Raw genomic sequence first — 24,540 nt, 5'->3', positions numbered from 1 at the left:
CGTTGGCCGCCTGTTGACCGTGACCTGCAGATGGTCGCGCGTCGCGGGCGGCGCCGGCAGTCAGCCGTTCGGCTAGTGCGTGGCGGTGCGTGCCGCGCGCGTGCCGCGCGGCTTGAAGAGCTTGACGGTGCGCACGGCCTGGTCGTCGCTGCGCATCACCTCGAGCATCACGTCGCCGATTTTCAGGCACACGTCGTCTTCCGGAATCTCCTCGAGGATTTCGAGAATCAGCCCGTTCAGCGTTTTCGGCCCGTTGGTCGGCAGCTTCAGGTGCAGCCAGCGGTTCAGTTCGCGCAGCGGCATGCTGGCCGCGACGATGCATTCGCCGTTGTCGTCCCAGCCGCCCGCGCGTTCGCTGCGCGGCATCGACGTCGTGAATTCGCCGATCAGCTCCTCGATGATGTCCTCGGGCGTGACGAGCCCTTCGAGCTCGCCGTATTCGTTGACGACGAGCGCGGTACGCTGCCGGGACTCTTGGAAATACTGGAGCTGTTGAACGACCGGCGTGCCCGACGGCACGTAGTACGGCTCGGCGAGCAGCGAGCGCAGCGTTTCGCGGTCGAACTCCTGGTTGTGCAGCGCGGTGAGCGTCTTGCGCACGTGCAGCACGCCGAGCACCTTGTCGATGTCGCCTTCGTAGACGACGAGCCGGTTGTGATAGCAGGTTTCGAGCTGGTGCAGGACGTCGTCGAGCGGCGCGTAGAAGTTGAGCGACTCGATCTGGCGGCGCGGCACCATCACGTCGTCGACCGTGATGTTCTCGAGGTCGAACAGGTTGAGCAGGATGCTGCGGTGCTTGGTCGGCATGAAACTGCTCGACTCGAGCACGATGGCGCGCAACTCGTCGGCCGACATCCGCTGGTCGCGGCCCTTCTTCGTGTTGATGCGCAGTACCCACAACACGCCGTTCGCGAGCGCGTTGACGAACCAGACGACCGGCTTGAACACGCGCATCAGCGGCGCGATCACGAGGCTCGCCGGCAGGGCGATGCGCTCGGGGAAGGTGGCGCCGACGATCTTCGGCGCGATTTCCGCGAACACGATGATCAGGAACGCGACGATGCCGGTCGCGATCGACAACGCGAGGTTGTTGCGGCCGAACGTATGGAGCGCGAGCGACGTCGTCAGGACCGGGATGATCGTGTTGAACAGGTTGTTGCCGATCAGGATCACGCTGAGCAGCAGGTCAGTGCGCGTCAGCAGGCCCTGCGTGGTTTTCGCACCGAGCGCGCCCTGGCCGGCGAGATGCTTCAGCCGATGGCGGTTGAGCGCCATCATCGCGGTCTCGGAAATCGAAAAGAAGCTGGAACAGAGGAGAAGCAGGAAGACGGCGCCGATTTGCGCCCATAAGGGAATTTGGTCCACGCGTCGGAAAGGGCAGTGAAGGACAGGGATGGAGGGAATATAGCAGAGGCCGGCGACCACGATGTGTCATGCGCGACACGATGGGCTCGCGGCGACCAGGCAAAAAAAAACCGTGTACGGAGTACACGGTTTTTTAAAAATCTGGTCGGGGTGAGAGGATTCGAACCTCCGGCCTCTACGTCCCGAACGCGATTTCCCCGCCTGATACGGTGCTCCGGATTGCGGTCACTGCATTATAAATCAATGGCTTGCGCTTGGCTTCGCTCCGTTTCGCGCACCTGCGCGCAGTGGCGAGGTTGGCTGATTTGCCACTGATTTGCCACTGATTTCGCCGCGCGTAGTGAGCATCGGGCGCGGGTGGTCGTCGATTTCGCGAAATAGTTCGGGCCATGCCCGGCAGGCGGTTCTATACGGCCGAACCTTGACTTCGGTGCGTACTGCCATGCCCTCTCATCACGAATCCTTTACACCTCTTACGAAGCAGGCAGTTGCCGACGTCCTGGGCATTTCAGTCCGGTCCGTGGAAAACTGGATAAACGACGGTACCTTACCGGCGCCGGTGAAGCTGGGTAATCGCGTTTACTGGCACCCCGATGTGTTTTTCGGTTGGCTGTCACTGCGGTTGCTCGAGCCAGGTGCCGAAGAGGAGGTGGTTACATCCCCCTCCGCGCTCGCCCCGACGCCGACGTCTCAAAAACAGGTCCCTAGTCGGTCCGAATCGGTCGCGACCAGTCTGCGAGCAAGTACGAACAAGAAACTGGCGAGGCTGCGGACAACGCCTTGACGAGGGGGCCACCCGGTGAATGCGCGAGGGAGGCTGACTCCACGGTCGGACCGCCGTCTCATAGCACTTAGGTTCCTCGTCGTCTTGGCGACACGTCCGAGCGAGCTCGCAGAGCCTCGTAAAGCTGCGCAGGCCCCAGCAAAATATCCTTCAGACCGTCGCGCACGCGCGCCGAATCGAGCGCCTGCTTGCTCATGGTGGTATGCGCGTCGAACGCGTCGATGATGGCGTGCATTAGTGCATCCGTAAGGTCGGGGGAGTTGGCGAACTGCTCTTTGCTGTTGCTCGCGGCCTGCTGGACGAGTAGCTCGTTCTCCAGCAGTTTGCCCTTGAGCACTCCGTTTACGTACACGAGCTGGTCATCGTCGGTCAGCTCGCCATCAAAAAGCCCGTTGACCTTCTGAATGATTTCATCGAGGAACGCCTTTTCCTTGTCCTGAACCGCGCCGCTTCCGACGGCGTCCATCGGTGGCAGCTTGGGAGGCTCGCCGTGACCGAGATGCAATGGCTGGCGACCGGTGTTTCTCAGGCTATGGTGCGTCAGCGTGACCTTTGAAAGGTCGACGGTGTCGCGCTCGCGGCCGAACTCAAGCAGCGGAATGAGCCGTTTATAGAATAGGAAGCGCTTCTCGATGTCGGTATTGCCGTAATCGAAAATCTGCGACAGGAAGGCGTAGAGTCGCACGAATGCGCCCATGTCGTTCTTGAACAGCACGAGTGCTTCAAGCGTGTCCTTGGCAGCCTGGACAACCTTCTCGTCGTGCTCTCCTTCGGCGGCGACTTTATCCTGCTGCGCCGTCTTGTAGCGCTTGAGCAATCGGTCGGCCACGGGCGCGATGGCGGCCTGCAACTGGGCCTGAGTGCCCTTCGGGTCCAGTTCTACTCTGGTGACCCGGTCAACCTCGAAGTCGTCGTAGTAGCCTGCGGCATCGAGCTTGGCGCGCAGGTCGTAGACGTGATGCGGGTCGGTGGTGGCCTCCAGTTGGGCGGTCTCGTAATAGGTCTTGAACGCTTTCAGGACGTCGCCCGCATCGTTGACGAAGTCGAGGATGTAGGTTGTGTCCTTGCCGGGGTGAGCACGATTCAGGCGCGATAGCGTCTGCACGGTCTGGATGCCGCCGAGCATCTTGTCGACATACATTCCGCACAGCAGCGGCTGGTCGAACCCCGTCTGGAACTTGTTGGCCACAAGCAGCAGATGATAGTCGGGCTCCGCAAAGGCGTCGCGGATGTCGCGCCCCTTGAGCCCGGGATTCAACTCTTTGCTGGTCTCGCTTACGGGCGCCGGAAAGCTGTCGGGGTCGTCGATTTCACCGGAGAACGCGACGAGAACGCCGAGCGAATAGCCGCGCTTTTCGATATAGGCGCGAATGGCCATCTGCCAGCGCACGGCCTCTTTGCGGCTCGCGACGACCACCATTGCTTTAGCCTTGCCGTCGAGCAATGGCTGCACGTTGTCGCGGTAGTGCTCGACGACGATTTGGACCTTCTGCGCGATGTTGTACGGATGCAGTCGGACCCACTGCATAATGCCCTTCATCGCCGAACTGCGTTCGACTTGCTTTTCGTCGTACTCTTGGCCTTCGTGCGCCAGTCGGAACGCGAGCTTGTAGGTCGTGTAGTTCTTCAGCACGTCGAGAATGAAGCCCTCCTCGATGGCCTGGCGCATCGAATACACGTGGAAGGGTTGAGGCAATCCGTCGGGGTCCAGCCGGCCGAACAACTCCAGCGTCTTCTGCTTGGGCGTGGCGGTGAAGGCCACATAGGTGAGCCCGTTGCTTCCGGCACGCGCTTCCATCTGGGCACCAAGCAGCGTCAGCTGGTCGATTTCGCCGCCGTCCTGCAGGTCCGCCCACTCTTCGGCTGACAGGAATTGCTTCAGCTTGGCCGCCGCCTCGCCTGTCTGCGAGCTGTGGGCCTCGTCGGCGATGACCGCGAAGCGCTTGCCCTCGGTCGCCGCCAGCTCCTGGGCCGCTCGCATAGCGGCGGGGAAGGTCTGAATGGTGCAGACGATGATTTTCTTGCCATCCTTGAGCGCCTGACCGAGTTGGCTGCTCTTGCTACCGCTCTCGTTGGTGATGGACGCCACGACGCCAGTCGTGCGCTCGAAGTCAAAAATGGCCTCCTGCAGCTGCGCATCGAGCACGGTCCGGTCGGACACAACCAGCACGCTATCGAACAGCTTGCGATTGTCTGCATCGTGCAGGTCCGCGAGGAAGTGCGCGGTCCACGCAATCGAATTGGTCTTGCCCGACCCGGCCGAGTGCTGAATCAGATACCTCTGGCCAGGGCCCCGTGCTAGCACGTCGTCTACCAGCTTTCGGGTTGCCTCGAGCTGGTGATGGCGAGGAAAGATGACGGATTTAAGCAGCTTCTTCTCATCGCGCTTGCCAATCAGGTAGCGGTGTAGGATATCGAGCCAGCTCTGGGGGGCCCACACTTCGTCCCACAGATAAGCCGTTGCGAAGCCGACCGGATTGTGTGCGTTGCCCGCTGCCCCGTTGTTGCCACGGTTGAACGGCAAGAAGTGGGTGGCCGGGCCGGCAAGCCGTGTCGCCATCATGACTTCGGTTTGGCTCACCGCAAAATGGACGAGGGCCCCACCGGGGAAGGCGAGCAGCGGTTCCTCTTGACCGCCCTTCGGATGTGGATGACGGTCAAAGCGGTACTGGTCGACAGCGTCCTGCACGCCTTGCGTGAAGTTCGATTTCAACTCGGCGGTCGCTACCGGAATGCCGTTCACGAACAGCACCAAGTCCAGTGCGTCCTGGGGATAGTTGGCTGAATGCCGCACCTGACGTACCACGCGCAGGCGGTTGGCCGCGTAGTGCTGCTGGATGACGGGATTGATGGCCAGTGCCGGCTTGAACTGCACCAGCGACAGGGGCTCCTTGAGCCCCAGCATCTCAACCCCACGCCTCAACACATCTAGGGTACCGCGCTCGTTCAGGCTCTTGCGGACACGTTCAGCTAGACGTTGTTTGAGTCCAGGGCCGTGGGTCCTAGTGAGGCGCTGCCAGGTGTCGGACTGAGTCGTCTCAATCCATGTCTCCAGGTCCGGAAGGTAAAGCGCGGTTGCACGGTCGTAGTGCGCCGCATCGCCTTCGGCATAGTGCCAACCTTTGGCTGCGAGGGACCGGCAGATTTCGGCTTCGAAGTGATGTTCCTGGTGCAGGTTGCTCATCGATGACCCCGGAAGTTCTTGATAGTTGTTCTTTGACGAAGAAGTGTGGGTCTAGCCGGTCGCATACCCACTGGCGACAAAGCGGATGCCGAGGAAGGTCGGCACGTTCCCGTCGATTAGCGCCTGCAATTGCTTTTCCAGCTTCGCGGCCTCGCTCGATAGCTCACGCGTGGTGTCGCTCGACAGGCGGGACAGTTGGATGTCGGTCATGCGGCCAGTTCCTGCGGCACTGCGTCGCGCACGTCGATTTTCCCGGTGACGGCGGCGGTAATCAGGGCACTGCGGCGCTCCCTTAGGAGGTCGATAGCATGCGCGGCCTGCTCGACGAGACCGTCGATGTGCGCGGCTACTTCGCCAAATGAGGCCATGATTTCTTGCTGCTCGCGCAACGGGGGTAGCGCAATTTTTATGTTCTTAAATTCATCCCAATAAAGTCGCAACCGGAAATCTGTAATTCCACGAGAGTATCGCTTTACTTCTTGAATACCTTGGGGAGTTCGTAGGAGTTGCTCAATAAAATCAGTTTTGAAGTTGCTATTTATCGGGTGCGCAACGACATATGCTGGACTGACCATTCCGGACGTTTGCACAGTGCCGAAGCCGCCTTGCCATGCTCGCATCATGTTATAGACCAAGTCTAGTGGCATGACCTTTTTGTACTTTGAGCGGTCCTCGCTTCGAGTTACCTTGCGGTCCAGTTCATCGTCATCCAGTTCCTTGTTCGAAACACCGTTATGAATCGATACGCTCAATATGGGTAAAGATTCATCGCCTGACTCTCCCGACTCTCTGAAGATTTGACCCAAACGTACTATTTCCCAATGCGCTGGCACCGTGCCCAACCATGCCACTCCGGAGTCCTTCAGCGGCGAATTAGGGTTGAGGCCACGGGTAACAGCGTGCGCGATGGTCGCCTGGCGCTTCTCTGCCAGCAGGGCGAGAAGTTTTTCTTGTTCAGCAATTAGTCTGTCGATTTTTTTGGTTTCTCGGTCGAGAAATGCGACGATGGCTGATTGTTCATCAAATGGCGGGCGAGGGGCTTTAAATGCGCCCAGCTCGTCTGCTGATAATTCAAGGAATGTAGTCCCCTTGCCCCTGAGATTGAGTGCCTCGGTGGACGCTAGGAGGTAGTAGGCATAGAAAGCTTCGTTAGCTCCGGACCTTGGTACAAGCGATTTACAGCCTTGGTTCGTGCACAGCTCTGTCTTTGCGATGGCCAGTGACCCGATGGGCGCACGGGTCGATAGAACAATGCTTCCCTCGGGCACTAAAATTGTTCCGCAGGATTCAAGCCCCGCTCGGCTTATTTTGCGAGCGGAATCGTCGATATAAATGGAGGAGAGCTTGCTTAGGTCAGCGGGGCTTACCCAAACTATCTCTCCATCCCAGTACGCTGCCTCATCGGATTTCGGCGTCGAACCACCGTAAATGGTGAAGCAGCGTTTAATAGACGTTGCAGACCAATGTGCTGGCAAGTCGCCGAGCAACGGTTCGCCGCTGTCCTTGTATTGCGCGTATTTCGGTAAACTCATTCCGCTAGCTCCTGGAGCATCCTCACGATATTGGCCGAAACGGCTTTCAGTTCGCCGTCTATCTCGTGTAGGTCGCGGGGCGGCTCGAACACGTAGAAGTACCGGTTGAACGGAATCTCGTAGCCGACCTTGCTCTTCGCGTGGTCTATCCATGCGTCCGGCGTGTGGTGGAGGACTTCACGCTTGAAATAGGCCTCGATGTCCTCAGAGAGTGGCACGTTTTCTGTATCGCGTAGGGTGCTATCTGCCTGCGGCTTGCCTTTTTGCTTTCCCTTCAGGCCCAACAATAGCCGGCCTTGCTCGTCGCGCATCGGGCGCTCCACGGTAATCGTCGTGTAGCCGAAGTCCTCGTTCCTAAAAATTCGTGAAATCGGCACTGATTTCACCGTGCCATCAGCCGACACGTTTGGTGCCCTTGTGCCCGCAGGCACCACCCAGCGTCCTACCTCCGCGCCCTCCGCGTCAAACACCGTCGTGAGCTCTGCCTCGACGAAGGTGCCGAAAAGGCGCGTGACCGTGTCAATATGTTCGTCCGACATTTCTCTACGCTTGTTGCCCAGACTCTTCCGCATCTTCTGCCAGAAACTCGACGCATCGATAAGTTGGACAAAACCCTTGCGCGCAGCGGGCTTCTTGTTAGAAAGAATCCATACGTACGTTGCGATGCCTGTGTTATAGAACATGTCGGTCGGCAGGCCTACGATGGCCTCAACCAAGTCGTTCTCCAACACATAGCGCCGAATTTCGCTCTCCCCGCTGCCGGCGCCGCCCGTAAAAAGCGGCGAGCCGTTCAGCACAATGCCAAAGCGGCTTCCACCTTCCTGTGCTGGGCGCATCTTGCTGATGAGGTGGAGAAGGAAAAGCATCGAGCCATCTGACACACGGGGCAGGCCGGGGCCGAAACGACCATCGAATCCCTTCTGCTCATACTCGGTCCGCACAGTTTTTTCGACCTTCTTCCATTCGACGCCAAACGGCGGATTGGATAGCATGTAGTCAAACTTGCGTCCGGTATGACCGTCGTCGGATAGCGTGTTGCCGGCGACAATGTTCTCGACGTTTTGGCCCTTGATGAGCATGTCTGCCTTGCAAATGGCATACGACTCATCGTTGAGTTCCTGTCCAAACATTCTCAAACGTGCGGCAGGGTTATGCTCCAGCAGAAATTCACTTGCCACCGACAGCATGCCGCCCGTACCAGCGGTGGGGTCGTAGATAGCCCGGACCACAGCGTTCCCGGGTGTGAGCACATCGTCGTCTTCAATGAACAGCAGGTTCACCATTAACCGAATAACCTCGCGCGGGGTGAAGTGTTCCCCGGCGGTCTCGTTCGAGATTTCGGCAAACTTTCGAATCAGTTCTTCGAAAACGAGCCCCATCTGGGTGTTGTCCACCGCTGCCGGGTGCAAGTCGATATTGGTGAACTTTTCGGTGACCAGGTAGAGCAGGTTGGCCTTGGCGAGACGTTCGATTTGAGTGTAAAAGTCGAAGCGTTCGAAGATGTCGCGCGCTGCGGGCGAGAATGCTCGCATGTAGGCGTAGAGGTTCTGCCGGATATGGTCCTGGTCGCCCAGCAATTTGACCAGGTCGAGCGGCGAAGTGTTATAGAACTTGGCGTCTCCGACTATGCGCAGTAGAAATGGTTCGGGGTTGATTCCCTTTTTCGATTTTGCGTCGAACTCGGCGAGTACCGCCGATTTGGTGGATTCCAGTACGCAATCGAGGCGTCGTAGTACCGTGAACGGCAGAATTACGCGACCGTACTCGGATTGCTTGTAATCGCCGCGTAACAGGTCGGCAACGGACCAGATGAAGGACGATAGTGCCTGGTGGTTCATTCTGCTGAAGCCTATGCTTGCTGATTTGTGTTCGGGCGGCCATGCGCGAAAGATAGGCCCCTACTGGGGGGCTATTCCAGTGTCGGCGGGGAGGGGGCCGATTTTACAATGGACACCCATACTGTGATTCGACACCGGTCTATGGTCCAGGGCGTGCATGGCGGGACTGGGTTGCGTAGGGGGCCTCGGTTGCTCCGCAGGGGCTCGCCGTCATCGTTGACGCTGCAACGGGATGACGGCGTTTGCGCCGCACAACATGAGGCGCGGTTGAGGTATCTTCATCCCAGAACCGATATTCGAAGAAGTCCAGCATCTCGCCGTGCTACATGCGATTGAACTGACTCTTGAGCAGTGTGCCCATCCGTTCCGCGCCATCGTTGCTGCGAAGCCCGGCATAGTGCTTCTCAACGGTTTGGGTCCGGTCGTTCAGTACCAATGCCGCAGTTTTGTAGTCACCGCCGTCTGCCTTCAGGATTGACGTCGCGACCAAGTGTCGGAATGCGTGAGCGCTAATGCCGGCGCACCGAGGAAGGTACTTGCCGGTAAGCTCGTAGACGCGCTTGCTCAAGTCGGCCCACGGCACATGCCCATTCTCGCCCCGTTTTTGGGTCAGGAAGACCAGGTCGGTTGGCGCTCGCAGCAGCGTCGGACGGCAAATGAACAGATATCGTTCAATGTCCCGCCAGCAGCTTGGCTGCACCATGCAGTCGTAGTTGTGTTCACCCGCAGCGCCGCGGCGATTCTTGAACTTGGTTTTCTGTATCCGAATCCACCACGATTTATCCAGGCGCTGATACAGCTCACCCGTATTGTCGGCACGCCATGTCAAGTGAGCCAGATTGCGCCGTCGGAGCGGATTGCTGGCCAGAATCTTGATGAGCATCATGTCGCGAGCCCACACGGCTTCCCTTCGTGGTAGGGCAATGGGACGGTCCCCCCGCATGCGCTGAATCATGTCAACGACCGCGTCCATCGGTTGGGGCAATTCAATGAAGTGTCGGATGGGTTCGAAGGAGTCCCGTGACACTTCGATTTCGTGCCGATAGCCTGAGACAAGTTGCTGGGTCAACTCGAACTGGCGTTCGCACATCACCTCCCAATCGAGGTCTTGATACGTGCTTGGCAGGGTGGACCGGAACTCGGGGCGTTGCCGCAGGTAGCCAAACCGCGGCCGCACGAGCGATGCAACGAACGCGAGAAACTGATTAACGCTTTGATTGCGTTTTCCAATGCGCGACCGAGTCCAGTCGAGGAACGCCTCAAGGTAGTCCGGCACGGCAAGCCAAGCAAGGGTCTGGATAGCTTCCTCGGCGAGCCCAATGCCTCCCTGGCGGGAAGGCATGGTCAGCCAGCCGAAGTACGCCGACGTTTTCATCCACGCGATTCTGGCCGACGCGACCTCCTGCCCCTTGTAGAAGGCCCACCAGTTGGCAGCGGTTTCAGGGGTCAGCGGGCACGGTGAAAATCTCCATTGACCGCGTTCAGTACGCCTGTACAGCGGTACAGCCGCCGTCTTGTAGCGCAGGTATTCCATCCATTGCCCGCGTAACGGCGACTCCTCGGCGGGCTTGTAGCGGAACGCGACCTTGGTGAGCTTTCCGACCATTTCGTTGTACGGGATTGGCGTGGGTGGGCCGCCGACAGCAACCTTGTGGCCGGAGACCTTCATACCAGAGAGGTTGAGCAGGCTATTGCGCTCCAGCCCGAAATAAGTTTCAAGGCGAAGGAGATATCGTGCATTGCTGGCGCGGGGCGTCTTGCCGCGAAGCCATCCCCAGAGCATACCCTTCGGCACCGCAGCATCTCTCGCGACGCGGGCGACGGACTGGTCGTCCAGAACGCTCTTGAGTGCCTGCATAAAGGGAGTGCCATCGCCCTGGTCGATGGCCACGCGAGTGTCATGCTCAATAACGAACTCCTTCCAGGGCCGAAGCGCGGACCGGGTGTTCGTAATGTTTCTGGCAGAGCGTCCGACCGCCTGCAAGGCGGCGACAAAGCGCTCGATAGACTCGGGATAGCGCATGCGCATCTCGTCGCCAACAACATCGTCTTCGGTCAGGCAATTGGCTCGGAGGAAGGCGCGCAGCGCGGAGACGCGGTTCGCGGCAGTTTGCTGGTTGAGATTCTCAAGCTGCACCTTGCGGGCGTGGTCGTCCAGCATGATGCGGTAGGTAAGGGGCAAGGCCATACGGCTCCCAAGCGCCCGCCCACTCACGCTGCTCGTCTGCGATGCTGTTAAAGACGATGGAGTGAAATACCTGCAAATCTTATAACTCGATGATTTGTCGAGTCTTTGTGCGGTCATGGCGCTCCTCCCTTTTGGTTGGAGGGCGGCGCAATTGCAGGTAATACTCAGGCGAAAAAGAGGGCGTGCAGAAATCTGCGTCGCGAACCGTATAGCTCGGTGCGTGGGGCATGGCCGCTGAAATTTCTCAGGCGACGGGGAAATGAACCAGAAACGTGGGGGCTACGGCGCTGCCGCACCTGCAGGAGAGGGAACAGGGCTCGACTGGCTGGACGCTCGGCCCAGTAATTGGCACCTGGGGGCGCCTCACACCTGCCGGAGTGCCCCGTTCGTGGCTCCCCCCAAAGGGCACAGTCCGGCGTGGGCGCCGGCCTGCGACTCCGGCCGATAGGCCTCCGTCGCCGTCCGGGTGCTGACCGTCCTGGGGGACGGTCGAAGCGACGCTCGACATTGCTCTGAACGCTCCCGTGTGGCGCGGTTGAGGGATGGCGTTGCGCTTCCGGGACGGCGCGTACTCGTCGGTACGGCGCCATCGTGAAAATGTGTCAATTCGCTGGCTAAGCAGCCGCCACATGCAGTCGCCCGATGGACAAACACATTCTTCTGACCTAATAATTCGCGTGGCGATAATGACGTAGAGAGACGTCTTGATAACACGAACAGCACAAAGCGATTTTTCGCCCGGGCAGGTATTTTTCCCTGAGCCATCCCTGTATCTGGTGGCGAACTATGAGCCTCGCCCGGACAATCCGAATTGGGTCAACGTGTTGTGCGAACGGCACGATGGGGGCGACGCAATCTGCGCATACCTCTCGCCGGTGGATGCCATGCTCGACGCAATCTTCGCCTCGAAGCAAGGCAAGCGCTACTACGCAATTCCCGCTAGCGGATTCATTCCGACGACATTCATTGACGACAACAACGGTCGTCTTGCGCTCGACGTGCACCTGGGCTGGCCGGCGCGGAACGGCCAGTTGATTGCCCGGCGCAACGGCAAGCCCGTCTCCTGCGCTTCGCATCACGAGATGCAGGTTCCACCCGAGCACGCTCATCACATCGCGTTCAGACTTGAACGGGGCACCCTGGCAGTTCTCGACGAGCTATATATGAGCGCCGGCCTGTTTGCGTACCGTGAGACGTTCAACACGATGATGGGCTGGCCTGAAACGCGCCGCAACAGAGCCGTTACTGCGGCCGTGCAAAAGATGGGCGGCCTCGCGCCGGCGGAGAGCGAGTACAACCAGATGGCGCTCTACGACGCTGAGTTCGAGCAGTGGCATTTTGTATCCCCCGCGCCACTGGCGAAGCTTTGACTCGACGACTGAAGTTGTTGGTTTCCCGGCAAGAACGGATTTGCGGGAAGCCAGGATGGTTCTACGACCACTAGCCTGTTCAACGTTTTTGAAGGTATCACCAGCATGAGGCGCAGCTACTTGATGGTGGGCGACAAGTCGTCTGCCAACGGAACGGTGATTGAAGGGGTGCCTATGACGACCCATCACGGCACCGAACCGACCTTTCTCGGTGCGCAGGTGACTTGTCCGGCCTGCAAATCCGTCGGCCGTATTGTCCCAACGGGGCCACGCTGGCCGGGTTCAATGATGGGTAAGGAGCCAGCGCTGGAAGGTGACATCTGCGCCTGTAAATGCGACCCGCCCCCGGTGATGATTGCCTCTCAAACCGACATGTACATGACCTTCGAGAGCAATCATTTGGCCGACCTCGGTTTTGCGCCAAGCGGCGAGCTGATTGAGCACGCGTTCAAGACGCACGACCAACACTTTCGGATTATCAACAGCGATGGGGAACCAGTGGAAGGGTTGCCTTATATGCTCAAGAGCGCGGATGGAAAAACCGTGCGAGGCATTACATCAGCGAACGGGAAAACCGAACTCATCTCGGCTGACCAGGCGCATGATGTCCAGTTCTTTCTTCACTTGGCGGGAGGGGGTGAGTAATGCAACTGGCCAACGCGCTGATGACCCCCAAGGACGAACGTAAGGCCGTCACGGTTCAACACAAAATCTACTGGATTCACCGGCACGAATGGAATGCCGAGTGGATAGCTCAATACCATGCTGCAGTACCCGCACTGGCCAAGGAAATACAGGCTCGAAAGGTCGATATGTCGAAGCTGGAGAGCGAACCCATCGATGGGTCACCTACCGGTGGAAATGACACGAACCGATTTACCTGTGAGGATTTCGCCTTCGAAATTCTCATTGAGTTTGCCTCCCGCAACAAGTTGCCCTTGAAAATCAAGACCGGCTCCGCGGTCTTTAAAAACATCGACATGGACTATCAGTCCGGAAACAAGACGGCTCCGCCGACACCGGCTGGATTTGCTCTTGATGTTGCTTATGCCAGCGGGGCGCCCGACGTGCTGAAAAACTCGCTTCCCGTAGCTGACAGCAACCTGTTGCCGGGCGACCTCTTCGTCGAGTTTAACGGCGGGCATATCCAGGTCGTAACCGGGGTGGGGCCAGGGCGGGTAGAAATCATGCAGGGCAACTTCCCTGGACCGGGCGAGACACCTCGCCGAAAGTGGACAAGCTATCTGGAACTCGGTCCCTGGATTCGCGCGACGAATACTGGCAACCGGGAAAGCTCGAACTACCTGGGCTCCCCTGTTCAGAATGCCGTGTACGAGCAGCGCAATGGCAAGTGGATGTATCAGCGTCTCTACGGCGACTATCGAGACTGGGACGCCGATGTCTGGAGAGGCATGAACAAGCACGTGCGCTGGAACTTCGCCGAGTTCAACAACCTATGAAACTGAGACTTACCATCGCGGTGCTTGCGGCGCTCATACTGTGCTACGTCGCAGCTGGTACCCCCTCCATCGGATTGCTCTTTAAGCCTTCCGTAATAGGAGGGGGCCTCGCATTGAAGCCAATCACCTATCATTGGGCTAACCGACTGGACCGCGCGATACCCGACGCGGAACTGCTGGCGAGCCGTTTTTATGTCTTGGTGTTGGCGGCCATCAGCTTGGCAGCGAGTGGATTGGTGTTCCGCGGCGCGCGCGACGGCAAGGGCTTCGCATTTGTGCTCGGGTGGTCCGTTGCATTGCTCTTCATCCTGCTCTATGCGCAAACTCAAGCTTTCTATACGGTCGGCTAACCCATGAAGAAGCGGACGCAAATCGCGCTGGCGACAGCGGCATCTATCCTCTGCCTTGTGGGCACGGTCTTCTGCGTTGGTGCGCTGCTCTCCCTCAGGAGCGTGGACCAACTCCATCGCTTATTGAGCTACGATTACCTCAGCTTTGTGGATGGTCAGACCGCCAGCGGTTTGGCGACTGATTTTTTCACGGGTATTGCGTTGCTGCTCATCGGGAGCATTCTGTTCACCAAAACGCAGCGGGCTGGTCAAGTGAGTAAGGTGGTAGCCGGCTTTCTGCTCGTGTTCATTGCCTGTACTTTCATCTACGCCTGCCTGAACCCTCGCATCGGTGTTCGGCCGTATTGAAGGTGCTGATACTACTTAGCGATGAATTCGGCTGTTGTAGCGCTTACTGCGGGTATTTCCGGTTCACGGCCTCGTACTCGGCGTCCCGCTTTTTCACCATGTCGGTGTAGGGCGGAGATTTTCGTTTCTGGTTAGTCGCCCATTCGTGAAGAAGTAAGCCGGGAATGAAGCCAATCAGAAGAAAGACGACAAACCCGCCGAAAGTCAGGTCACGCGACGAAAAAACGCTGAACAGGACCGCCAGGATTACGCCGCCTATCACCCAGAACACCGCGAAATGGGGCACCTTCTCAAGGGATTCGAACTGCGAATAGTACCGCGCGTTAATTTCCTTGACGGCGGCTTCTCGCGCGGCAGCTGCAGCGCGCGCCTCATCTTCCTGCTTCCGGCGGAGGGCGGCATCCTGCGCGACCTTTTCGGCGGCAAGCTTCCGGTTGCGCTCGTCGACCTCTCGGTCTTTCTCCTCTTTCGCGACCTTGCCGGTCGACGCCTTAACCGCATTCACTGCACGCTCGCGCGTGCACTGAAACCATTCCCGGTCGCGATTGACCCGGCAATCCGCCAGCCGCCGGTGCGCATCGCGCTCGACCGCGGCCGCGTCGGGCACGCGCACCGAGTATTCAACTGTCGCTGGATAGGCCGAGCCCGTTCCGCTCAGTTCGACGGCTCGCTTTTCGGGCGAGCGCGTCGTCAAGCCGACCTTCATCAGGCCGGGCATGCTCTTGTTCGAGATGACGTACACGTAGCCTTCCACAGCGCCTCCGACACCTGCTTCCCCATGAGCGGCGAAACGAGTGTAGCAGTCGTTGGCGGGCCGGCGCGAGCGAATGACGAACTGCTGGATGCCCCCGATGCCGCGATTTACGCAGCGAAGTGCGGGGGCCGCTCGACATACAGCTTCGGAGCATCGACGGACTCCGAACTCTCCTGCGTCGTGAAGCTGACTTGGTAGAGCGCAGCTCAGTATCGTCCGCAGGGCGTCACGCGCCGTACTCAATCTTTTTGGTGGCGCCCCGCCCGTATCCCCGTTCCCCAATCACCGGCAGAAAATGGTCATGCGGCACGCTCGCGGAAATGATGCAGCAACGTTTCATAACTATGAAGAAACGTTGCGGCAACGAATCGTGACTGATATAGTGCACGCTCCAACACATGAACGGGGGGGCAACATGACTGGACGAACGCTGACATCGATGGCCATCGGGCACCATTTGGCTCGTCTTAGAGACCAGGTGGGATTGAAGCAGGCAGAACTTGCACGCAAAGTCACTTGGAGTCCCGCGGTTCTCTCGAGAGTTGAGAGCGGTGAACGTGAGTTGAGCGCCGAGGAACTCGAGGAGGTGTTGCAAGCCATCGGGTCGGATGAAGCTCTCAAGCTTCGAGAGCGCATTCAGCGACAGTGGCAGGTGCTGCCCCAGCCGTCCCTTGACCACCCGGAGCAGGAGCTTTTGTGGGAAGCGGAACTCGCAACTCAGCAGTTGCGCGCGCTTTCGGCATCGGACGATGTCTCCGGCTCATTCCAACGACGGCTCGATGAGTACCAGGAGGAGTTGCAGTATTTGGCGAGCCTGGTGCAGAAACGGGAGCACACGGTTGCGTTCATTGGCAGCATCGGTATCGGTAAATCGACAGCAATCTGCCGGATGACCGGGCTTGAAGTGCAGGAAGGGGACTCTCCGGCGCAGCCGGTGCTCGAAGCCGGTGCTGGTGGCATCACGGTGTGCGAAGTGCATCTTCAAACCGGTCCGCAATACGGCATCACCGTGGAGCCATGCTCGGATGAAGAGATTCGACAGCATGTTGCCGATTTTGCAGACCACATCAGTCATGCAGGTGCGCAAGGCGGTGGCGACGACGTCGACGCAGAGGCCGACGGTCAGGGCATTTCGCGCGAAATCGAGCGGGCTATCCGGAACATGGCGGGACTGCGGCTTCGGAAAGAAAAAATAGAAGGAAAAACGGTTCGACGTGACGACGCGAAGGAAATGGCTCAGCGCTACGGGTCGACTCGAGAGGTCGTGGTCGAAGTTCTTTCCCGCATGGAACTGCACCGTCGCGATACGAGGCACGTTTGGTACGACCCGTCTACCGGGAAGGCCCCGCTAGCGTGGTTGAAAGAGACCTTTGAGGCCATCAATAACGGACGGCTGGCCGAATTCACCCTGCCGAAGCGGATTGAAGTGGTCGTGCCGGTAAAGCTTCTCGACGCAACCGACCTTACCACTCGGCTCATTGATACCAAAGGCATCGATAGGACGGCGGCACGCGCCGACCTCGAAATGCATCTTCAGGACCCTCATACCTTGGCGGTTCTTTGCTCTGGCTTCAACAACGCGCCCGGTGCGGAAGCTCGCCTACTGCTCACGCGCGCTCGCGAGGCAGGCATTCGGAACTTGGCGCTGAAGGCTGCGGTAGTCGCCCTGCCGCGCCCGGAAGAGGCTTTGGCGGTGAAAGACGACGGCGGCGAAAGAGTCGAATCGGCCGAAGAGGGCTATGAGCTGAAGGGAGAGCAGGTAGCGACCGCGCTTGAGCCACTCGGGCTGGCCGATTTGTCGGTCGGTTTCTTTAACGCCCGAGAGGACGCGCCTTCCACCCTGCAGGATTTTGTAGTCAAGCAACTCCTACGGGTACGGGAAGACTTTTCGAGGCGGCTCCAACAAGCCACGGAAAACATTCACGAGGTTATCCGCAACCGGGAGCGCGAGCAGACTCAGGCCGTTATACGAGAGGCCGCTGGTCAATTGAGGAATTGGCTGACTCAGAACGCCGACTGCCCGCCCGTAAAGCAGCAACTGCAGGGTAGCCTGATGACCGAGTTGGTCAAGGCTCATGCCAGCACGATTCACGCAGCAGTGCGGCGTGGCGGTGATTGGCCGAACCTGAATTACAGCAACGAGCTTGGACACGGTGCACGTGTGCTGGCAGCCAGTACGCTTGGGCGTAGACTGAAGGCATTTCAAGCCGTTGCCGAAAACCTGCGAACGAATCCCGACTATGCCATGGCGGTGTCTCTGGTTTCTCAGGCGGAAAAGGTGATGCTTGTTGCTTTTGACGGCGTACTTGCGAAGATGCGACTGCTCGGTGAGACGTTGTTCGAGGAGGAGATGAGAAGAGACGCGGAATTTTGGCGCAATTGCGAAAACGAGTGGGGCAAGGGGCCCGGATATCGAGACCGCATCGTGGACCGCAGCAAGCAGTGGTTTGATGACGAGCGCAAGGACGAGCTCAATCGGGCAATCCAGGCACTACTGTCCTCCGAGTGGGCTGATAGCGTTTCGCGGGTTTCGGCGCTGTTGGACGAGTAATTCTCGACACAAGCTAAGCCCCCGTTTTCTGCGAACCGGGCCGGTATCCCCGTGCATACAAAGGGCCGGTGGGAGAGCGGGGCGATAGTCATTCCACGATGCCGCACTCCTTTGCGTGCCTTGCCGGTTGAATGTCGGCGACAAGCAACGACCTTGGAGTTCACGCGTATCAACGACGGCTTCGTTGCCGCCCGCGATGAGATGCGACGCGATTGTCCGTCATCATGCGAACGACCGAAGGGTTGGCCCGCGAAAGATGGTCGATTTCCGCTCGGTAGCCGTACAACTGGTGGAGAGCCAGTGCGATAGCGCATGAACGCGAATAGCCGCCTTCGCAGTGGACGACGACCGATATCACCTCCATGGGCAGCGCCTCGACGAAAGAGCGAATCGCCTGAGCCTGCCTGGTGGTGAATGCGTGGGCGAGCTTGGCTCGGGACTTGTTCGACAGATTCGGGCTCAGGAAATCGATGTCCGCGAAACTCAGGCGCAGCAAATTGGCGAAGCCGTCGACGCTGGCAAGCGGGTGCTCCGGCGCGGTGACCGAGATGACGGCAATCGACGGTAGCCGCGGCAGTTTCTCGGCGTCGCCGCGCGACAGCGCAAATACTTGGCGCGAACCATCCGCTGGCGGCTTGTACAGCTTGCTCACAACCTCCTGAAGTCGCTGGACCATCGGCTGGATACTAGGAACTCGAGAGTGGATGGACTTCGACCAGCCACTCCCGGATGCGCTGCTGGACTTGCGCGTCGCCAATTCCGCGCTGGGCGTCGAGCAAGACCAGGTGCGAACTCAAGTCGAGGAAATCGGTGCTCAGGTGAAACGCCCCGAAGACCGAGTCGTCAATCGCCAGCCAATTTTTCAGGCGTTTCGCGAACACGTAAGACCTGATGATATAGGTCCGTGCCGACCCGTCCATCAGATACCCAAAGCGCGCCTTGATGCCGCAAGTTGTGCCCACGACCCGTCTGGCGAGCGCAGCCGGCAGGTACGAGACGACCTGGTCGAGCGGCAGCGTGTCGAGCCAAGATGTCGTCAGGACAATCTGCACGTCCGGATACGGCTCGAGCATCTCCGCCAGAAGCGGCGCATATTCGAACAATGGCTGGCCCGAATCCAGTAACACGTTGCCGTCGGCGTCGAGAACGGCGTGTCCCCGGTGGAGCGTGCCGTCATAGTCGACGAAGAGGGTTGGGATTGGTTGGTCCAGCACGAGCATGGTTCGTTGAATTTCATTTGCCATGGTCTTGTTTCGGTCCTGAGACTGCGCTGGGCCGATGCGGTCATCCCAACCGTCGGAACGGCACGCAGGCTCACCGCGTCGGGCTTGAGGCCTTGGGAAACGGCCACCCTAGCAGACGTAATTGGCAGCGGTCAAAGTGAAAGTATGGAGTGCTTGACAATGGAGAATTGAGGGCTATACGCGATGTTGCTTTTTTGCAAAAGACGGACTGCGGCCCGTCCAAACGGTCGATGCAGTCTCATCATCGGCCCATTGGAGTACGCGCTACGGCGACATATAAGGTCGCGTGCCCGGCTGTGACAGCGGCGGCGCACATGATGACGCGAGCCGGCGGCCTAAATATCGTCGTCAAGGCCATGCTCGACGGTTTGCTCCGAAACTGCCTTTCGAGTTTTGGACTTTTCTGCCCGCGCAGCGGTGCAGTCGCCTTTTTCCACGACGACTTTTCCTGCATGCACGCCTTGCGTTTCGAATTCGCATTTGACCCAGCCGGTCGCGAGCTTGACAGCAGCGAGAGCCGGAAGCAACACGTCGAGCCCCTTGCTTAGCTGCATTCCCTGCCGTCCCGCCAGCCGCAGCAAGGTCTCCGGAAGCATGGGGTGAGGGGTCGGCAGCGTCGAGAAATACGCGTGCAGGCCTTTCGCAAGGGGGTTGCCATCAAGGAGCCGCCGCTGTGACCGCCGGAGAATCGTCCATCGGTTACCGTCGAACAACCGGGCCAACTCGACATCGAGCAGAACGTCATAGTCTTCGCCTGCCGCCGTTTTTTTATCGAGGCGATGCATCTTGAGAATGAGCCGGGACTTGCCGGAAAAAAGGCCATGCACCGAAAACTCGAACTCAGCATGGTAGAGGCGGTCCAGCGATTCATCCAGAAGCTTTCTGGTCTTGCCGCCGGCGCTGCGTTCGAGCGCCCGTAGCAACTCCGCGCGACCGAACACGACGTGGGACTCGCGGCACCTTTCGCGGCCGTCCGCAAATACGCGCCTCAGAAGCTCATAGAAGACATCAGCATCGCCCTGGTCAAGTTGATGACCGGCAGTCTGGAAGACCTCGATGTCGCTCGTCGACGGCAACTTGGTTCGTTCGCGATACAGGGGCCGTTCGGCATGGCTGCGATAGAACCGTGTGCTGAAGATGGCGCTACGCGCGAGGGCATGCGCCGTCACGAGGTTATTGTTCAATCCGTGCTTGAGTTGCAGCTTGGGCCACGTCACCGGGCTGGCGTTCTGAAGTGCGGTCATTGCGTTCCTGTCGATTCGTCACATGGCCGCCCGACGGACGGCAGGGAGTATAGTGCGGAATCGTTCATGCGGGCCATGCAGGGGACTTGCGGATAATGCCGCGGGGACTTGCGGATGAAATGTGGGGACTTGCGGAACGGTGCGCAGAAAAAACTGCCTGCAAATAGTGCCGGTTCTTGCCGGCGCCGGGAGGGCAATTCATAAACAGGAGAATTTCAAACAAGGCGCTGTGGGGTTAAGGCAGCTCGCTACGCTCGCGGCTGCTGAAGCGCGGTATCGGCTCTTGCTCCGCAGATGGACATCATTCTGCCCTCGCGGCACTGGCTGGCCAGGACGAGCGGGATTGCGCTAACGGGCGTGCAAATGCTTCCGCCCGTGGCTCCCCGGGGCTGTCGCTTCTGAGGTGCCGTTGGCCACTGGTGGTTGGAAGGACGGCCGGTGCGTGCTCGGTTAGAGACCGGGGTATGCAGCCAGCTCGCTCAAGTCATTTGCCAAAATTGGGTGCAGGGACTTATGGCTAACGGCGAGCGCTGTTGGATGCGCAAGCAGTATAGATGTACTCGTGGCGGCAGAATTCTCCGGCCGTCGCTATTTGGCGCGGAATCCGGCTGCGTCCCACCCATGCTCTGCTAGAACCGGAGCTTTTGCTGTTTCGCTTCGCAAACGCCCGTTGCGTGCGCCGGGTGGTCGAAGCGGCTGATAGCGGTAGCGTAGGAAAATTCGCCACTCGACCGCGATACCCGGAAGATGTCATTGGAGAAGTGCCAACCCCGGACGACATACTCGGTGCCGTCCTCGGCGAGCTTCTTAACTGGCACCTCAATCGCCTTCCCTTTCGGAAAATAGCTGGTTGTCGATTCTTCCGCCTTGCAGAGCAGTTGCGTGAATTCGGCGCAGTGAGCCGCGAGCGAAAACAAAAACAAGGCCGCAGCCAAGGAGATTTTCTTGAGCGTCATAACGTTGTCGAACTGCATAGCTTTTTTGATGCCGAATCCAACATGACATTGCGAAATGCTCGAGAGCCGACTCGGGTACTGCAGGCGACGCGCATCGCGCACGCTGCTTCCCACCGCCGTTGTCGGGATGTCGTTCGTTGGCCGTTCCCTCCTGGCCGCAGGCTCGGTCGTTGTGCCAGTCGCGCTCGCAGTCCTCAGACTGGCGGCCCATGCGCTCCAATTGGCACACTCGTGCCACGCATTCTACGAATAACGTAGGTAAGTAACAAGTTCAACCCTTCGAATCTCGTAGGTCGGAGCGCCGGTTGCCAACGACGGGGCAGCAGGGAGGTTTTCTCAGATTCGCTGAGAAAACGTGAGAAAAAAGCGTCGTGTCGTCGCGGCGACCAGCCGGCCAACAACACGGTCAATCTCTTCGCGGTGCATTCACGACTCCGGCTCTTCCGCGATGCAGTCGTTGCAGTACACGCGCGACCAATATTTGCGGAACGTGCCGGCACTGCCGCAGCATTCGCAGACAGTTCGCGCGAGAAGCTCCGCCTTCTCGACCGCGTCACGGATGCGATTATGCGATGGCATGTCAAAGAAGAATCCGAATGCCAGCTTGATGTCGAGCAGGCCGTTCGTCGTTTCAATGCTTCTGCAGAGCGGGAGTACCGGGTACGGGTTGTACGCCTCCAGAAGAGATTGCTCCCGCAGTGCCTGTTCGAGGGACACGAGGAGGGTGGGCAAGCGTGCCTCCCTGGTCCATAGCGCCTGAATTTCACGCTCAATATCGTCCGCGAGCAGAGCAATTACCGAGTACCATCCGGCGCCACACTGGATGCCGTGGAGCGCAATGTTCGACGGGTATGCCTCCGGCCAATTCATGGCGCGGAAGAACAGCGGATACGCCGAGGCCAGGCGCTGCTGCAGTTCCATCGACATTCGCGCACGCGGCTCATTGTTGGTCGGCTCGGTAGCTTCAATCGCTGCTGGCCGGGGTGTCCGATGACCGTCCACAGATGGACCTCCTTCCGGATTTTTGTTTCGGGTCGTGCGTACCCTGCGGCGAATCGGGAGCCGGGAATCGGGTGTGGCATTAAATGCGCAGCCAAAAGCTCACCAAGGCGGCTCTGGCTTGTTGCCAGGCGGTTGGCGGCGCCGAGGGGTGGCGTCGAATTCTACGAATTACGTAGAGAAACGGCAAGGGATTCCTACGATATTCGCAGCATGAGGATAAAGGAGCCCGCCACCCTATTCGGCCGCCGCCTACGGGCAGCGCGGCAGCGGGCCGATATCCCGCAAGACCGGCTGGGCGTCCAGATTGGGCTCGACGAAAGCACGGCGAGTGCCCGAATGAGCCGCTATGAAACGGGCACACATGAGCCTCCGTTTGGCATCGCCGTCAAATTGGCGCAGGCGCTCCATCTTCCCGCCGCATACTTCTATTGCGAAGACGACGAGCTTGCCGACCTCGTGCTAGCGTGGGTGCGCCTGCCCAAGACCGAGCGCAAACATATCAAGGCCATGATTGATGCCATCCTGGCAGGCAAGCGCGGCAAGTAGTGGCCGTCACGCGACCCGGCGGGCAAAGTCGACACGGATGACGTTCCCGGTCGAGCCGGTTGACGTCGGTGATGAGACCGGCTCCTCTGTTTGCTGACGCGTGCCAGCGTCGCCGTTCTCACGACTGCTTGTTGAAGACTGCATCGCATTGGTGGCCGTGGCAACTTGCGCTGACGGCGCGGCGTCATAGGCGGGCGGGGCGGTTGACGGTGCCGGAGCATGGTCGTCCAGCACCTCCTTGAGCGAGACGGACGCGCCCTGTTTGAGCCGAAGCCGGCCACGGTGGAGTGTCGAATCGGGCGAATTGACCCGAAAGGCCTCGTCCAAGCGCTTGGCAAAGCTTCCTGCGCACAGATGGGCATAGCGCAGCAGCATGCGGGTATCGCGATGGCCGCTGAAGTGCTGAAGGTCGACCAGCGAGAACCCGCCGGGCGTGCGGCTGCCGGCCTCGGCGACGCGGGAAATGGCTTCATGACGCAGGTCATGGATGCGCACCTCGTCGCCGCCAGTCAGGCCCGCGGCGATGCAAATGCGCTGCCAGGCCTTGCGCAGACCATCGACGCCAATTGGGAACACCAGTTCGCTGGTGCACGGCAGCCGGCGCACCAGCTCGACGAGGTCACTGCGAAGAGGCAGGGTGCGGGGCCGGCCATTCTTGGTTTCCGGCAGGAACGCGGCCTGGCCGTCCAGGCTCACGTTCGACCAGGTCAGCGTCAGCGTCTCGCTTCGGCGGGCCCCGGTCATCAGTTGGAAGTGGATGAAAGTCTCCAGCATCGGAATGTGCTCGTACGTCTCCTCGGCTTCCGCCTGGTAGCGCTGCCGGGCGTCCTTAATAACCTGCTTGCGCCGGTACACGGTGGTCGCGCTGTTCGCGTCCTCGCGCTCTGCTGCCAGCAGCTGCTCGAGGCGCAGAGCGATGGACTGCGCGCGGTCCTCCTCGCGGGCGGCGGCCAGCAAGCGCGCCTCCTCGCCATCCTTCAGGCGGCGGTCCCGCTCGTTGTAGTAGCGGGGCCGGCGCACGCCGTCCATCGGGTTCTTGGCGACGTGAATGCGCCAGGTGTCGATGGCGATGTGGCAGACCGCCGAGAAGATGTCGATTTCCCGGTCCACCGTGCTCGGCTCGACGACCTGGCACCGCTCCTCGATGTAGTCGGCGAAGTCGTCCGGGACGATGGCGGCGAAGGGCTTCCGGATGAACTTGCTGGTCTCCGACGGCTGCCCGACGCGAGTGCCCGTGGACTTGCGGATTTTCATGGCTGCGACCGTGGGGCAGGGATTTGGGTGCGCGTCGCGAATCTCGGCGAGGTCCTGCCGGGGCAAGCCGGCATCCTCCAGCCACGCATTGATTTTGTAGCCGAGGACCTCGAAGCTCTTGTCGCGCGGCGCCTCGTCGCGCAGGTAGCGAATCAGCAGGTCGGCGAGGGTTGTCTTGTGCCCCTTCGCATAGTCGATGAAAAGCCCCTGGCGCTGCTCGCTCTCGATGCGCTGCTTGATGGCGATGGCTTCCGCTTCGCTGTGCGCGGTGAGGAACTGGTTCTTGTGCGCGACGCTGCGTGTTCGGACGACATAGTGGTCGTCGAGGCTGGCCAGCCTCGGCTTGAGTCCCTGCAACTGCAGCGTCTGGACGTAGCGCTGGATAGCTTTGTCGGCGTTGTGGGAAAAGGTGCGGGTCAGGTCGTCGCGGTTGCGGACGGTGACGCGGATGCGCGAGCGGTTCTCGATGGACGCCATGGCAGCGATGCTCCAAGGTTGGGAGCAACGTATAGGCGTAAGGCAGGGGGATGATTCGCGATTTGCAGCGAAGTGGGGGAGATTGCCACTGAT

At 59.6% G+C, this 24,540-nt stretch carries 21 protein-coding genes; 8 read left to right on the top strand and 13 right to left on the bottom strand.

The window, feature by feature from the left end:
- Window positions 1–72 precede the first annotated feature (72 nt).
- Window positions 73–1,365: an HlyC/CorC family transporter gene (locus BBJ41_RS09450; protein WP_069746285.1), complete on the bottom strand. Its 1,293-nt coding sequence runs from the start codon at window positions 1,363–1,365 to the stop codon at window positions 73–75.
- 442 nt (window positions 1,366–1,807) lie between these two features.
- On the opposite strand from BBJ41_RS09450, the gene BBJ41_RS42085 reads away from it, so the two are divergent.
- The gene (locus BBJ41_RS42085) at window positions 1,808–2,149 is read left to right on the top strand and encodes a helix-turn-helix transcriptional regulator (RefSeq protein WP_156814759.1); all 342 of its coding nucleotides are present in this window, start codon (window positions 1,808–1,810) and stop codon (window positions 2,147–2,149) included.
- Window positions 2,150–2,216: 67 nt separating this feature from the next.
- On the opposite strand, the gene BBJ41_RS09445 is transcribed toward BBJ41_RS42085, so the two are convergent.
- The 5 genes from BBJ41_RS09445 to BBJ41_RS41510 all read right to left on the bottom strand — a co-directional run bounded on the left by BBJ41_RS09445 (window position 2,217) and on the right by BBJ41_RS41510 (window position 10,891).
- Entirely contained in the window at window positions 2,217–5,333 is a 3,117-nt protein-coding gene (locus BBJ41_RS09445) for a type I restriction endonuclease subunit R (RefSeq protein ID WP_069746284.1), read from the bottom strand.
- Between the two features lie 51 nt (window positions 5,334–5,384).
- The gene (locus BBJ41_RS40280) at window positions 5,385–5,543 is read right to left on the bottom strand and encodes a hypothetical protein (protein ID WP_156814758.1); all 159 of its coding nucleotides are present in this window, start codon (window positions 5,541–5,543) and stop codon (window positions 5,385–5,387) included.
- Entirely contained in the window at window positions 5,540–6,865 is a 1,326-nt protein-coding gene (locus tag BBJ41_RS38780; RefSeq protein ID WP_083281838.1) for a restriction endonuclease subunit S, read from the bottom strand. The genes BBJ41_RS40280 and BBJ41_RS38780 overlap by 4 nt, the downstream gene beginning before the upstream one ends.
- Complete coding sequence (locus BBJ41_RS09435; protein WP_069746282.1) at window positions 6,862–8,703, bottom strand: type I restriction-modification system subunit M; 1,842 nt, start codon at window positions 8,701–8,703, stop codon at window positions 6,862–6,864. Before BBJ41_RS09435 ends, BBJ41_RS38780 begins: the two co-directional genes overlap by 4 nt.
- A 322-nt stretch (window positions 8,704–9,025) precedes the next feature.
- Window positions 9,026–10,891 (bottom strand): site-specific integrase, encoded by a 1,866-nt coding sequence (locus BBJ41_RS41510; protein ID WP_236872010.1) that lies wholly within the window; start codon window positions 10,889–10,891, stop codon window positions 9,026–9,028.
- 884 nt (window positions 10,892–11,775) lie between these two features.
- Between BBJ41_RS41510 and BBJ41_RS09425 the strand changes: the two genes are divergently transcribed.
- From BBJ41_RS09425 to BBJ41_RS09405, 5 genes are all read left to right on the top strand, one after another.
- On the top strand, window positions 11,776–12,261 hold the full coding sequence (locus BBJ41_RS09425; RefSeq protein ID WP_236872009.1) for a hypothetical protein: 486 nt from the start codon (window positions 11,776–11,778) through the stop codon (window positions 12,259–12,261).
- A 105-nt stretch (window positions 12,262–12,366) separates the two neighbouring features.
- Entirely contained in the window at window positions 12,367–12,906 is a 540-nt protein-coding gene (locus BBJ41_RS09420; RefSeq protein WP_069746281.1) for a PAAR domain-containing protein, read from the top strand.
- Window positions 12,906–13,721 carry a hypothetical protein gene (locus BBJ41_RS09415; RefSeq protein WP_069746280.1) on the top strand — a complete coding sequence of 272 codons (816 nt, stop codon included), beginning with the start codon at window positions 12,906–12,908 and terminating at the stop codon, window positions 13,719–13,721. The genes BBJ41_RS09420 and BBJ41_RS09415 overlap by 1 nt, the downstream gene beginning before the upstream one ends.
- Window positions 13,722–13,834: 113 nt before the next feature.
- Window positions 13,835–14,071 carry a hypothetical protein gene (locus BBJ41_RS09410; RefSeq protein ID WP_156814757.1) on the top strand — a complete coding sequence of 79 codons (237 nt, stop codon included), beginning with the start codon at window positions 13,835–13,837 and terminating at the stop codon, window positions 14,069–14,071.
- A 3-nt stretch (window positions 14,072–14,074) separates the two neighbouring features.
- On the top strand, window positions 14,075–14,419 hold the full coding sequence (locus BBJ41_RS09405) for a hypothetical protein (protein ID WP_069746278.1): 345 nt from the start codon (window positions 14,075–14,077) through the stop codon (window positions 14,417–14,419).
- A gap of 43 nt (window positions 14,420–14,462) precedes the next feature.
- Here BBJ41_RS09405 and BBJ41_RS09400 read toward each other — a convergent pair whose 3' ends face one another.
- A complete protein-coding gene (locus BBJ41_RS09400; protein ID WP_069746277.1) occupies window positions 14,463–15,173 on the bottom strand; it encodes a GIY-YIG nuclease family protein in 711 nt (236 codons plus the stop codon).
- 415 nt (window positions 15,174–15,588) lie between these two features.
- On the opposite strand from BBJ41_RS09400, the gene BBJ41_RS09395 reads away from it, so the two are divergent.
- On the top strand, window positions 15,589–17,724 hold the full coding sequence (locus BBJ41_RS09395; protein WP_083281837.1) for a helix-turn-helix domain-containing protein: 2,136 nt from the start codon (window positions 15,589–15,591) through the stop codon (window positions 17,722–17,724).
- Window positions 17,725–17,893: 169 nt separating this feature from the next.
- Here BBJ41_RS09395 and BBJ41_RS09390 read toward each other — a convergent pair whose 3' ends face one another.
- From BBJ41_RS09390 to BBJ41_RS09365, 5 genes are all read right to left on the bottom strand, one after another.
- Window positions 17,894–18,376, bottom strand: coding sequence for a hypothetical protein (locus tag BBJ41_RS09390; RefSeq protein WP_418222203.1), 483 nt, complete (start codon window positions 18,374–18,376; stop codon window positions 17,894–17,896).
- 34 nt (window positions 18,377–18,410) lie between these two features.
- Window positions 18,411–18,968 carry an HAD domain-containing protein gene (locus BBJ41_RS09385; protein WP_069746274.1) on the bottom strand — a complete coding sequence of 186 codons (558 nt, stop codon included), beginning with the start codon at window positions 18,966–18,968 and terminating at the stop codon, window positions 18,411–18,413.
- 335 nt (window positions 18,969–19,303) lie between these two features.
- Window positions 19,304–20,212 carry a plasmid replication initiator TrfA gene (gene trfA, locus BBJ41_RS09380; protein WP_069746273.1) on the bottom strand — a complete coding sequence of 303 codons (909 nt, stop codon included), beginning with the start codon at window positions 20,210–20,212 and terminating at the stop codon, window positions 19,304–19,306.
- A 629-nt stretch (window positions 20,213–20,841) separates the two neighbouring features.
- Entirely contained in the window at window positions 20,842–21,282 is a 441-nt protein-coding gene (locus tag BBJ41_RS09375; protein ID WP_236872008.1) for a hypothetical protein, read from the bottom strand.
- Between the two features lie 312 nt (window positions 21,283–21,594).
- Entirely contained in the window at window positions 21,595–22,089 is a 495-nt protein-coding gene (locus BBJ41_RS09365) for a hypothetical protein (RefSeq protein ID WP_236872007.1), read from the bottom strand.
- Window positions 22,090–22,380: 291 nt separating this feature from the next.
- On the opposite strand from BBJ41_RS09365, the gene BBJ41_RS09360 reads away from it, so the two are divergent.
- Window positions 22,381–22,716 (top strand): helix-turn-helix domain-containing protein, encoded by a 336-nt coding sequence (locus BBJ41_RS09360; protein ID WP_069746269.1) that lies wholly within the window; start codon window positions 22,381–22,383, stop codon window positions 22,714–22,716.
- Between the two features lie 6 nt (window positions 22,717–22,722).
- On the opposite strand, the gene BBJ41_RS41375 is transcribed toward BBJ41_RS09360, so the two are convergent.
- Window positions 22,723–24,447 (bottom strand): site-specific integrase, encoded by a 1,725-nt coding sequence (locus tag BBJ41_RS41375; protein ID WP_069746268.1) that lies wholly within the window; start codon window positions 24,445–24,447, stop codon window positions 22,723–22,725.
- Between the last annotated feature and the right edge of the window lie 93 nt (window positions 24,448–24,540).

Origin of the sequence: Burkholderia stabilis (assembly GCF_001742165.1) — a bacterium.
In the GTDB taxonomy this organism is placed as follows: Bacteria; Pseudomonadota; Gammaproteobacteria; order Burkholderiales; family Burkholderiaceae; genus Burkholderia; species Burkholderia stabilis.
The sequence above is the reverse complement of the archived record's forward strand: the minus strand, read 5'-3'. Positions and strand labels throughout refer to the sequence as shown.